Below are 12,480 nucleotides of genomic sequence, written 5' to 3' on the forward strand. Positions count from 1 at the left end.
AAATGGATTCAGCTGCCGCGGGGCACAGACGGCAGGGCGGACGGCAACCGACTTGCTTATCAGCGGTTCTTTTTATTCTGTATATAGCAGGCGATACCTCTGGACATAAGCTGCGCCGTACCCTCGCCGAACTGGTCAATATTCTTACGGAAGCGCTCGTCTGCTGTGTACATCAGGCCCAGCCCTTCCAGAATTTCATCCGTACATTCGTAATAGCTGCTGCTGATAAAATCCTGCCATCTGGCCACAAGCTCCTGTACCTGCCCGGATCCCGGTTCCAGATCCCTGCAGTCCGCAAAGGCCTGCATAATAGAGTTGCTCTGCTGCATCAGCTGTTCCCATTTTTCAGGGCTGTAGCCGTCCGTCTTTTTTTTGCTCTCGTCATAGGCCCTGGTTCCTCCCCAGCGCTCCTTTACCTCTTCGGCATACTTCTCCTTACAACGATCAATATCTTCCATACTGAACTCCTGAAAACTCATTTCCTTATCTCCTCCCATTCTCCGTTCTGTCAAATCGATCAGCTTCTCCAGCCTTTCCTTTTTTTTCACCAGCAGTTCATGCTGCGCACGCAGCGCCTCTTTACGGTCAAAGGAAGGGGAATCCAGCATTTCCTTAATCTGCGCCAGGGAAAAATCCAGTTCCCGGAAAAACAGGATCTGGGAAAGCCGTTCCATATCCTTATCCCCATACAGCCGGTATCCGGTTTCCGTTACCGTTTCCGGCCGCAGCAGGCCTATCTGATCGTAATAGTGAAGCGTACGTATCGTAACCCCTGTCAGCCTGGCCGCCTCATTGATCTTCATTTGCATTTTTTCCCTTCCTTTCATTCATATAACCGGTTATCCTGAATAACTGTAGTCTAAACCATGACGCTGCGTTAAAGTCAAGTATTTTTATTTGGAATCCCTTTATTTGGAATCTGCAAAGGGATTTGAACAATAAAAAAAGAGAACTTTTAGGCCGCCTGCCTAAAGCTGCCAAAAATTCTCCTTCCTTATTTATCCTTTTACTAATACCGCCTCTTTCGGGAATGACTGCGGCGGTGCCGTACCATCCCGGAATAAGAAGCCGCAAGGGGAGAGGCCCTGTATCGGATTTTTTCCTCTCCCCCAAAAACGAGTTACCTACAGCTTACCAAGCGCACAAGCCAGCTCCTTCGCATCCCCTTTTCTAAGAACCGGGAGCAGCCTCCTGATTTCTTCCCGCGGCAAATCCCACCAACGGACAGCCTCCAGAAGATCGATAACCTCCTGTGCATACCGCCTGCGGATCGGCTTTGCCGGAACACCTCCCACGATTGTATAAGGTTCCACATCCCTGGTAACAACGGCTCTTGTTCCAATGATAGCCCCATCTCCTATATGGACGCCGGACAGGATGACCGCTTCGTAACCTATCCATACGTCATTTCCGATCACAATATCGCCTTTGTTATCCCATGCTTCAGTGACTTGGGCAACCGGTAAATCCCATTCCTCATAAAAAAGCGGAAAGGGATAGGTTGACAGGGAAGTCATGGTGTGGTTTGCACTGGTAAATATAAATTTTGCCCCGCACGCAACAGAACAGAAGCTGCCGATGATCAAACGGTCTTTATTAACCGGATAGTGATAAAGTACATTGTTTTTTTCGAAATCAACCGGATCTCTGACAAAGTCATTGTACATCGTATATGCCCCGATTTCTATGGCAGGATCTGTTACCACTGCATCCAGATACACCGTCTGCCTGTCACCGGAGCGCGGATATCTTTTTTTTGCCGGAATAGTCATTTTTCTTCCTCCTGAATATGAATATTTTCTGCTCTATTCCGGCTCCTGCAATACATAGCCTCATTCGTTCACCTGCTTTCTGTATTATTTTAAATATCATTGAACCTACGGCAATTCTTATTATATTCGCAAAGTTATAGTAGTATTTTAAACAGATATATAGTAAAATAATACTAACATAAAAAGAGGAAAAATGTATTAGTTTTATTTTAAAACATTACTTTTTTTATTTCAAACATTTCTTATGAGGAGGAAATTGATATGGCTTTAATTAAATGTCCCGAATGTGGAAAAGAAATCAGCGATAAAGCAAAAGTCTGTATTAACTGCGGCTGTCCGTTGGATGAAGTAGCTACATCAGGTATTGTCCGGATTAAAATGCCAAATAATATTGTAGAAGGGGTTGTCGGACTGTTTTCTTCCCGCAAGGCACTTGTATATGATACAAGCGGTAAAGCATTGTGGGAAGGTAAACATGGCGAAAACGCCAGTTTTACTGTAGATGGAGCTACTAATATAATCATTAATCTTGGCGGTTGGGCAAATAATGTAGAAGGTACTGTTGAACCACGTAAAAAATATTCGTTAGTACAAGATATGGGTATACATATGTTAGCTACATTCAGAATTACTGAAGTGGATGTAATAGACGCAGATTAACATATAAAGTCACTAAATTATATATAATTTTAGCAATAAATTTATTCGGTATTTCGTATTTTTGCAGTAAGCAATCTGTTAGTCGAGTAACAAGAACTGGCAATACTCTCATGTAACTACGGGGTTATCGGAAAATAGCTAGTCCTACACAGTGACAGGTATGATTTATGTAAATCATACCTGTCACTGAAATTTCATCCATGGAACCATGCTAAAACAAAATTATTATAACGATTTTTTCGAATTAGGGCAGCAGAAAATCAGTTTCTGTTTCTTCGAAATAGAATTTACCCGATAACGAACCAGTCTATATCCTGCTCGTAATATAACGGGGAGTTTCGCTGAACACCGAACCCTGTTTAGAATCATGCTCCAGTGCTGAACTAAGTGAAAGGACATCAACACAACCCCCAATACGAGGTTAATAAAGGGAGCGTCCTCCCCCAACTCCCACCGCCCTCTATTGGCAGGAACGAAATTTCAGTGTGTGAAAGCGCTATGCCGCTGATGATTAAGCCGAGCGTACATAGCAAAAGGAGAATATTGACGATAGTCTGGTAAATTCGTAATGCAGTCCATCTGCCTTTTACCAGTCCTTTGAATCAGTAGCAATTTAGCAGATAATGATCAACAAAAAGCAGGGACATCATCACGCCTAACCACTCGTGTGCTGTTTCGCCGATTAAGGAATATGTCATTAGCAGCGGTATAAGTACCACCATCAAACTATCAACCAACATTCTCCATTTTGCTTTTACGCTCATTTCAGGACTTCATCCAAATTGAAATTTATCAGACTTCGTTTAAAGTTATTGTCGCTGTTGCAGATTACCATGAAAGGGAAACGGTGTTTAAATTCAATCTGAGCTTTTACTGTTTCGCATACTTCTCTCAAAAAATCCCAATATAAGATATCCTTATCTCGCTCCGGATAAAAAGACTTGTCAACACGGCCTGTAAAATATTCCTGCAAATATATCTGCGCATTTCTTGCTTTCTTTGTTTTCATCATGTTCACTTAACTGTCAGACTTGGTGTTTTCCTTCCAATAGCCATATCTGCGTCCTCCTATGCGTTCTATTTTTCCAGTTTCAACCATTGTCTTCATCAGGCGTTTCGTAGAACGTTCAGAACTGCCCGATAAAACCGCTATTTGAACCTGTGTCAGCTTAGGATTTTCTTTGATTATGGTCAATATTTTTTCTTCTAAAGTGCCAAACAAAGTGCCACTTAAAGTGCCATTTTGTTTATCTGGCACTTTAGATTTCTTTAAATGAGTAAATTTTACCATAATATCTTCCAGATGCAATGTATATTCCGGCATAGGCACTCCATACTGTTTGCATGCCTCACAAATCTTTTCAGTTCCACGTCCCCAAGTTTCCACATATCCCGCACGAAAAAAACAATTCGCAATATTCGGATTGTAAGGTTGGGAACGATGACGCTGCATCAATGTCTCTACTGTCCAACCAACCGGAAAAATACAGTCATTGCTAATATATAAGCCATCCTCATGAATGCGAATTTGAATTGGGATTAACGCAGCATAATTGGAATGAATAATAGCATTGTAAACAGCTTCTCTGACTGCTGACTTAGGAAGCGGATATGTTTCTATCCTTGTCACATTGGAATACGAAATTTCAGCTTTCATATATTTTAAGTAAATCAAATCTACAACCCGATCAGCCTGCATAAGCAGTGAACCATGAATCTCATCCCCGCACCCGTTCCCTGCCGTGGCGCTCTGCCAGATGTTCCAGCAGGCTTTGAATCAGATCCCTCCACGCTTCCAGGGATTCCGGATAGGAGAATACTCCCGCCCGCATGGACGAAATGGATACACTGCGCGCCAAAAGCCTGGGCATACTGCTTAACTCCACCATGGGCTTTGCCCCGGCAGACACAATAAAATCGATGGCCTCATCCACATAGGTAAAATTTTTCACCCTGTTTCCATTCATATCCGTCCGAAGCAGACACATATCATCATCAAGAATCCCCTTTACCCGGATATACTCGAATCCTATCTGCTTCTGCAGCAGAATTATTTCCTGCTGTCTCGCTCCGTCCAGCAGTTCTCTCGCATAGCCGGCATTCATAATCCGCTTCCAGTGCTGGGTAATGCGCGGTTTCCTGCCCTCCAGATCTATCATCAGTTCCCGTACCGTTTCTTTCGGCTGCTTCACCTCCGGATCTTCCAGCGCATAATTCATCAGAGAAGAGAAAACGTGGTTCATTTCATCCGGCTCCTCCGCCGCCGGCTGCAAAGCTGTCTGCGGCTGCGCGGCCTGCTTCCGGTATTCTCCCGGTGTCATTCCACGATACTGCTTAAACGCCTTAATCATGGCGTTCACGTTGGGGAAGCCGCTGTTATAAGCGATCTCCGTCAGCGTTTCCCTGCCGTACATCATCCGGACTGCATGGCAGATACGTACCCGCGCCAGATATTCCATACAGGACACGCCCAAATACCTGCGGAAGCTGTGTGAAATGCAGGTACGGCTCAGGAAGGTATGCTCCGACAAATCCTCCAGAGTAATCGGATCCCTGTAGTTGTTCTGGATGTAATCAATAGCCGGCTTCAGCCGTTCCCAGCTGCCGCCCTCCGGCTGCGGTTCCTCTTCCTCCCGGAAATACTGAACCAGATTCTCAAGCAGCGCTGCAATCCGGTTCTTTAATGAAAGCGACTGCCTCATCTCATACTTATACTGTGCCTGAAAAGCCCGCGCCAGATTCCGGCGCAGCACATCATAGAGCCCCTGCCTGTCCTTCGGATACAGGAAGGAGCGGCAGTTTACCTTATGGCTGAGCAGCTCCGGACTGATGGAGGTCAGATAATGCAGGGAAATTGACAGCGACAGCGCATACGCATCCCCGTCCAGCTCAAGCTCCAGTATCTGAAAGCTGTTGACGGCAAAAATATCCCCCTCATTGATGCGGTATACCGGCCCGTTCTGTGTCAGGCACACCCGGCCCGTCCCTTTTAACACAAAAATCAGTTCCAGCTCCGGATGCCACAGCGCACGTTCCTCCTCCCTGCGAAGCAGGGTGAACCAGAAGTCTTCCTGTCTTTTGTCGGATTGTCCCATAATTCGCTTCCCCCTGAAACCGGCAATATAGCGGTACTCCATTTCCGGTAATACTTATAAATACAGGATACCACTCTTATATAATACCGCAAGCGTAACTTTCTGTTTGGAATTTCGTGGGTGAGGTTTACACTGTCTTTTTCCTGAAGGCATATATCTTTTCCCGGTAGAGCGCCGCCGTTTCTTTTCCCATATTGGGAAGTCCCGAAAGCACATATTTTTTTCCTGCCTGCCTCCATTTATCTTCACCATACCCGTGATATGGCATGATTTCGATATTGTTTAATGAAAATCTGTCCGCCAGCGCTGCGATTGCCTCAATATGTTCCTGCGTGTCATTAATTCCTGGTATGATGGGACAGCGCAGTACCACTCTTTTTTTATGTTTCACCAGCAGCTCCAGATTTTCCATCACCCTTTTCAGACTTCCCCCGGTATAACGGTTCATCTGATCCTGACTGTCGAGCTTATAGTCATACAAAAATAAATCCGTGGTATCCAGAACTCTATAAAAGGCTTCTTGTGGTACACATCCCGCGGTTTCCACACAGGTCCCGATTCCCCGGTCTTTACATTCTCTTAATAGTTCTGCAGCAAATTCCGGCTGCAAAAGCGGTTCTCCGCCGGAAAGGGTGACCCCTCCATCTGTTCCATAATAGGAGGCATCCTTTAAAATCACCTGCATAACTTCCTCGATCCTATAAGTTTTGCCCCAAATCTTCAATGCATCTCCCGGGCAAACCAGACTACACGTTCCGCAGCCCGTACATTTTTTTCGGTCAATCAAATGCCGGCCCTTTACAAAACAGTGAGCATTGACAGGACAAGCCGATACACAAGCAAAACAGCCGGCACATTCCTTCTCCAAATACTGCAGCACAGGTCCTTTCTCATGGCTTTCCGGATTATGACACCAAATACAATGTAAAGAACACCCTTTTAAAAAAATGCTTGTCCGTATCCCCGGACCATCATGGAGCGAAAATCGCTCTATTGAAAAAATCTCTCCTGTCATCTTTTCCTCCAAAGCTGTTATATACCGGCAAGTGTTTATAATACCTAAAATTAATAGCAGCTGCGACTTAAAATTTCACCCTGCACTTCTTTAGACAGTTCCACAAACCTGGCTGAGAAACCGCCCACCCTTACCAGGAGCCCCATATAGTCCTGCGGTCGTTTCAGGGCATTTTCCAAATCTTCCCGGCCTACCACCGTAATCATGAGCTGTGCCCCGCCGCGTTCAAAATAGCTCTCTATTACTTTAACTGCCGCAGACCGGGAATCATTAAAAGTTTCCTTTGAGAACTTAATATTCTGCACCGCTCCTGCATGAATATCCGTATCTATGCGCAGCATGGAATTAAGTACTGCTGTTACTCCGTTTCGATCCGCTCCCGCCTGTGGGCTGTTAGCATTTGCCATAGGCGTACAGGCCTTCCTTCCGTCCGCACCTGCTCCGGTAAGAAGTCCCAGCGTTGTATTCGCACTGTTATTAATCACTACTACTAAATAACTGTCCAGCCCCACCCGCTTTGCCTGTGATTTTGCAGTCAGACAGACAAATCGGTGCAGATCTTTCATCATACTGTCTGCTTCTTCCTGATCATTGCCGAACTTGGGACAGTTCTTCACCTTTTTCTGAAGCAGAAGATATCCTTTAAAATCAACATCTAACGCACATAATAACTCCCGCCATCCAATCAGCTTCTGTTCATATACCAGCTTTCTGATGGCCGTCAGGCTGTCCGCCGTATTTACATTTCCGTAGCTTTCCAAGGTACCGCCAAGATAACGGATACCACCGGAAAAAATCCCTTTCCCCCGTTCAATACAGTCGTCATATAGAATAGACAGATAGGACAGGCCGCAGACCTCCCCTGCGAAATCATATTCCAGCTTTTCCTGTTCTGCCATTATTTCTATATGGAAGGAAATCCATTTTTGATACGCTTTATAAAACTGATCAAAAGTTTCATATTCTTCAGCCCATTGAGTAATCCCTGCTTCGTGCCGCAGGTCCATCAGCCGTTTTCTGCCTGTTTCTGACCGCAGATACTCCGCATCAGGTTCTTTCTGTACGCCCGGTATATATAAAAACAGTTCCAGCCCTTTCATCAGGTTGATCACACCGCTTGGCGTGCCAAAACCGGCATGGTCTATTACATATTCCCCGCATCCGTACGGCACATAATGTTCTGCAATTTCCTCCGGCAGTTCAAAAGCCTTGCAGACATCCCCGATAACCGTCTCATCCCTGTATAAAATAGGGTAGGTACACCCCTCACCAATTGCATCATAGGCCATCTGAAGAATTTCAGGATCCATACCCTGATAAAACCGCAGAGATAACTGTGGATCTGGATTTTTTAATTTCCTTGTAGCTTTGATACAGGCTTTTGCAAGCCGATCTGCTTTTTTCTCTTCCTTCCGCCCTCTTCCCCCTATAAAAATACGGCCATCCGTAATAGTGCGGCGTTTTCCCATCCGTTCCCAGAGCTTCTGTATGATGAGATCGGCTTCGTCCTGTGTGAGATATCCGCTGTCAATATCATCTGCATAAAATCCTCCCAGGTAACTGTCAATCCGGCCATAATTTCTCACCTCGGATACCAGTACGTACATCCAGAACAATTCCACAGCTTCCAGAAGATGCACAGGCTTTTCCTTTTGGATGGATGCCATGGCTTTCTGAATCGCCTGCATCCGCAAAATCGCCCTTTTGTTAGCCGGGGTATCTTCTCTCTGTCCGAACAGGACCACTTTTTCTGCCGCCCTCTTTTCATAAATATGTATAATCTCCCGCAGTGTTTGAAGGCTTAAACGCATTCCTTCATATACTCCCTCTTCTTCACTGTCAGGCTGCACATGACTGCATTTTTCCTCCACCAAATCCATAAGTCCCGGAAGGCCCAGTGAAAGAAGCTTTTGAAAGTCCAAAATTCCTCCTGCTATCCGATAAAGCGGATAAGTTACCGCCTTTTTCTCTTCCCAGTCATCAGCTGGCATAGCAAGAAGCTGCCTCTTGCTATAACGCCGCCGCAGTCTGGATTTGCAATCTTCTTTTTTCCAAAAGCTGCACATCTGCTTTAGCAAACTGCAATATTCCGGACGATCCTGACTTCTGTCAATTTCCTCCTGTATTTTTTCCTCATGGGCATAGTATAAAAAACCGCCAATCTGGCTGGAAAAGCCAACCGCACCATAGTGGCATCCCCCCGGCACCAAATCATCCTCTTCTATATCAAGTATGATGCGCGGCAGCTGCCATGCCAGACATCTGGCTTCCCGTACCGCCCTGTGCGCGGACTCGTTCTCCCTGTATATTCCAGTAAACTCCAGTTCCAATGTAAAATCACTTCTATCTGCTATTGTTGCCATTACTATCTCCTTTCACAGCCAATCGGATTTTTCCCGAACCTTTTTATATTTACTTCATCATACATTTTTCTTCTCCTTTTTAATTTGACTTAGTTGTGTATAGAGCAACATTCGGATTCAAATATTTTCATATATTTTCATAACATTTTGAAATTTTATTCACTTTATATTCGCTTCGTGCTATAATAAAATACAATTATATTGGTTTACTACTTAACAGAAATGAGGTAATTTAAATGATTCCCGCTGTGCGTCAAGAAAAAATTTTGGAAATTCTGTCTTCAAATGAAATCTTATCCACTGATTATCTTTTGGAAGAGCTGCGGATATCTGTCTCTACATTGCGAAGAGATTTAATAAAACTGGAAAAAGGAAAAAAAATAACCCTTCTGCACGGAGGAGGAGTCCGCCTGATGCAGAAGTCTGTTGAACTTACTATTTCAACAAAGTTGGAAATGAACAAAGAAGCAAAAGAACGCATTGCCAGAAAAGCCGCCGGTTTGGTAGAAAACGGTGAAACTATTTTTCTGGATCCCTCCAGCACCACCTATTTAATGATTCCTTATCTTGCCGGAAAAGAAATCACCGTTGTCTCCAACGGGATTTCTCATATCAACCAACTGACTGCTCTTGATATTCCCTGCATCATGATCGGCGGTTCTATAAAAAAAACTACCAATTCATGTATTGGCCCTATAACAGAAGCCACCTTGAAAACACTTTATTTCAACAAGTGTTTCCTTGGCGCCAGCGGATTCTCCATTACATCCGGCATCACCAACCACGATATGAATGAACGCGTTATCAAATTGCTTGCCTTAAATAATTCCAGTAAGCCTTACTTTTTACTGGATCATACTAAATACGGAATTGTTACTATGGTTCAGGTTGCCAATCTTGATGAATACCCTATCCTGATTGATGAAATACCAAAAGATCTTGAAAACTACAACAATTTTATTTTATGTTCTTAAATAAAGTCGTACTTTCCGTTATGTTCTGGCGCTTCCTCATTCCTTAACCATCTGCCGCTCTTTATGCGGCGGGATTTATGCTCACCCCTCTATTTGTACCCGCTCCAGCATGTCACATCCTGCAAAGCCCTTTTTCGTCAGGCGAAGCGTTTTAATCTGATAAGGATTAAAATCGATCCGCGCTTTCTGGTTTTTACAGGAAACCGTAAGGGTCCCTTCCTTTCCTTCTGTCTCAAAGGCTCTGATCACCAGTTCATCAGGATGTTCCAGGCTCTGTTTGACACAGGAGACGGTTACGTTTTCCTTTTCAAAATCCAGCAGACTGTCCGATGCCAGCCACTTATTTCCCGCATGGCAGCTGTCCTGTAAATATTCTGCCGGCATATGCAGAAAGTCCGCTTCTTCAAACAGACGTTTCTTAAAAATGGGCGTATTGTGGGGAATCAGCCGAAGTTCATAATCCCAGGTTCCCTGATCCATATAACAGTAATCCAAATCTTCTGCAAGAGGGCCTGCGTTGCCCCGGGCATGAATACTGCTGCGGGAAAGGATCAGGCGGTATTCATTTCCGGCCTGGGCACAGGCATATACGCTGTCATTTAACAGGGCGATGCCGCTTCCTTTTTCATCCGAAATATCCGCAAACCGGTGCTGATAATGCTCTCTGTTTACATCCATACAATCAATCTTGTTTTCTGCAAGGAACGAAGCCTCTGTCACAACGGAAGGTGTTTCTGCCTTTACCGGCAGGCAAAATGCTATCTGCCTGTGCTTTTCCATATTATGCAGCCGAATATCCGTTTTCAGTATGTCGCTGCCCTTCTCCAGGATATAATCAATGCGCATTTCGGAGCGCTCCCATTCCAGAAATACCCGGACGATACAACGCATGGAGTTCGCTTCCAGGACACGGCTTCCTGTCATGCGGAATGCCCCAAGCAGTTTTTCCTCGTATATCTTCTCTCCCCAGGCACCCCGGTCATCGTAAAATACTTTGACTGCGGCAGACGCTAAAAGCAATTCTTTTCCTTCACGGAGGATGGAAGAAGGACAGCCCGTTTCGCCGTTTAACGTCACTTTAAGAATGCCGTTATCCAGTTCTGTTTCAGTTGCCCCAAGGGCCTGCATTGTGTTTTCCTGATTGGGACCTTCGTGGATAATCCGGCAGATCGTATATCCGTATGCCGGAATTTTCGTTTCAAATAAAATGGTTCTTCTGCTGTCTGGTGCCCAGTTTTTATACTCCGTAACGGCATAGGGAATTTCCGCTCCTTTATCGTCCCGCAAACGGATCCGCTTTTTCCCCGCCCTTGGTACATACACATTGGCCGAAAAAACGCCGGAAAACTCCGTTCCCGTAGGGTTATATAACACCAGAGGAAAGCCATCCCCTCTGGTATCCACTGCATTGGCAACCGCCTGCAGGCCATCCCGGATGATATGTTCCGCCTCCGCAATGGCCGCCCCGAATTCCCGGCAGGCTGCATCTGAGGCAGGTTCGATGCTGGTTCCCGCCAGCACATCGTGAAACTGGTTAAAGAGCATCTCCTTCCAGGCTTTTTCCAGCTTTTGAGACGGATGAACATAAGAAGCCGTCCCCATATTGGCCGCCATCGCTGCAACCGCTTCCGCTTTTAACAGTGTCCACTCCGCTTTTCTGTTATTCTGTTTGATTTCCCGATCGGAACTATAGCAGCCGTAAAAAATCCGTCCCAGTTCCCCTGTCACAACAGGCAGTTTTTCCGATTCTACCGCGTCAAAAAATTCGCCCATAGTGGCAAAATCAAGTTTTGCATCCCTGGTTTCTTCCCGCAGTTCACAAATCGCGCGGATATTTTCCATGGTAGGGCCGCCACCATGATTGCCCACGCCGTAAAATACGGCCATTTTGTCATATCCGATTTCGGAAAGCTGCTGTCTGCTTTCGCTGAGGTTAAACTCAATGGCGGGTCTTGTCCACGCCATGTACTCCCCTCCGGTGCGCTCTGTCATCACGCTGCTGCCGTCCGGGGATTTCCAGTTAAACAGGGGCGGAAGCGCTACCGTTTTGGGATCAGGCCTGGAGGTGGCATAACTGCGGATACCGCAGCCGCTTAAAATCGCAGGCATGTTGGCGCCATGCCCGAAGCTGTCCGGGTTAAATCCTTCCGTCACCTCTACGCCAAACTCCTCCCTGACAAATTTTTTGCCGTAAAGGAAATGCCGGATCATGGCCTCTCCGGAAGCAAGATCGCAATCCGGCTCCACCCACATGCCGCCTGCAATCTCCCAGCGCCCTTCTTCCACATTTTTACGGATCCTTCCATATTGTGCCGGACAGTTTTCTTTCAGCCAGTCCAGAAAAGCGATACTGGTATGGGTGAACTTAAAATCCGGGAATTCATCCAACCGGTCCAGTGCGGAGGTAAAAGAGGATTTCACCTCCTGCATTCCTTCCTCCCGCATCCAGAGCCATACCGGGTCAATATGGGTATATCCCACCATATAATACTGATTTTTTTCCATTATCATGCTCCCATTCCTCTTATTCGTTTTCTATTGTCCTCTCCTGATCTCTTTCTCTGTTTAGCAGGAATCCCGCCGCTGCTGGTCTGTAGTGAT

General features: G+C 45.6%; 10 protein-coding genes and 1 pseudogene. 3 read left to right on the forward strand and 8 right to left on the reverse strand.

Annotated features, from left to right (window positions below):
* Positions 1–59: 59 nt before the first annotated feature.
* From DXA36_RS12735 to DXA36_RS12745, 3 genes are read right to left on the reverse strand one after another with little or no spacing between them, the layout of a single operon-like run.
* Positions 60–809: a MerR family transcriptional regulator gene (locus DXA36_RS12735; RefSeq protein WP_118679742.1), complete on the reverse strand. Its 750-nt coding sequence runs from the start codon at positions 807–809 to the stop codon at positions 60–62.
* Positions 790–1,113 (reverse strand): hypothetical protein, encoded by a 324-nt coding sequence (locus DXA36_RS12740; protein WP_147366591.1) that lies wholly within the window; start codon positions 1,111–1,113, stop codon positions 790–792. The genes DXA36_RS12735 and DXA36_RS12740 overlap by 20 nt, the downstream gene beginning before the upstream one ends.
* A gap of 11 nt (positions 1,114–1,124) precedes the next feature.
* Positions 1,125–1,772: a CatB-related O-acetyltransferase gene (locus DXA36_RS12745; RefSeq protein WP_118679746.1), complete on the reverse strand. Its 648-nt coding sequence runs from the start codon at positions 1,770–1,772 to the stop codon at positions 1,125–1,127.
* Between the two features lie 261 nt (positions 1,773–2,033).
* Here DXA36_RS12745 and DXA36_RS33530 point away from each other — a divergent pair, with 261 nt between their 5' ends.
* Positions 2,034–2,432: a zinc ribbon domain-containing protein gene (locus DXA36_RS33530; protein WP_243114645.1), complete on the forward strand. Its 399-nt coding sequence runs from the start codon at positions 2,034–2,036 to the stop codon at positions 2,430–2,432.
* A gap of 208 nt (positions 2,433–2,640) precedes the next feature.
* Positions 2,641–2,749 (forward strand): annotated as a pseudogene (locus tag DXA36_RS34395) (transposase); the annotation flags it as partial.
* A 701-nt stretch (positions 2,750–3,450) separates the two neighbouring features.
* On the opposite strand, the gene DXA36_RS12765 reads toward DXA36_RS34395, so the two are convergent.
* From DXA36_RS12765 to DXA36_RS12780, 4 genes are all read right to left on the reverse strand, one after another.
* Complete coding sequence (locus tag DXA36_RS12765) at positions 3,451–4,131, reverse strand: ATP-binding protein (RefSeq protein WP_182479050.1); 681 nt, start codon at positions 4,129–4,131, stop codon at positions 3,451–3,453.
* A 19-nt stretch (positions 4,132–4,150) separates the two neighbouring features.
* Positions 4,151–5,527: an AraC family transcriptional regulator gene (locus DXA36_RS12770; RefSeq protein ID WP_182479051.1), complete on the reverse strand. Its 1,377-nt coding sequence runs from the start codon at positions 5,525–5,527 to the stop codon at positions 4,151–4,153.
* Between the two features lie 127 nt (positions 5,528–5,654).
* Positions 5,655–6,542, reverse strand: coding sequence for a glycyl-radical enzyme activating protein (locus tag DXA36_RS12775; RefSeq protein WP_118679752.1), 888 nt, complete (start codon positions 6,540–6,542; stop codon positions 5,655–5,657).
* Positions 6,543–6,592: 50 nt separating this feature from the next.
* Complete coding sequence (locus tag DXA36_RS12780) at positions 6,593–8,905, reverse strand: pyruvate formate lyase family protein (protein WP_118679754.1); 2,313 nt, start codon at positions 8,903–8,905, stop codon at positions 6,593–6,595.
* A gap of 236 nt (positions 8,906–9,141) precedes the next feature.
* Between DXA36_RS12780 and DXA36_RS12785 the strand changes: the two genes are divergently transcribed.
* Complete coding sequence (locus DXA36_RS12785; RefSeq protein WP_118679756.1) at positions 9,142–9,879, forward strand: DeoR/GlpR family DNA-binding transcription regulator; 738 nt, start codon at positions 9,142–9,144, stop codon at positions 9,877–9,879.
* 81 nt (positions 9,880–9,960) lie between these two features.
* Here DXA36_RS12785 and DXA36_RS12790 read toward each other — a convergent pair whose 3' ends face one another.
* Positions 9,961–12,384 carry an alpha-mannosidase gene (locus DXA36_RS12790; RefSeq protein WP_118679959.1) on the reverse strand — a complete coding sequence of 808 codons (2,424 nt, stop codon included), beginning with the start codon at positions 12,382–12,384 and terminating at the stop codon, positions 9,961–9,963.
* Positions 12,385–12,480: the final 96 nt, after the last annotated feature.

Origin of the sequence: Eisenbergiella sp. OF01-20, assembly GCF_003478085.1 — a bacterium.
GTDB lineage: Bacteria > Bacillota > Clostridia > Lachnospirales > Lachnospiraceae > Eisenbergiella.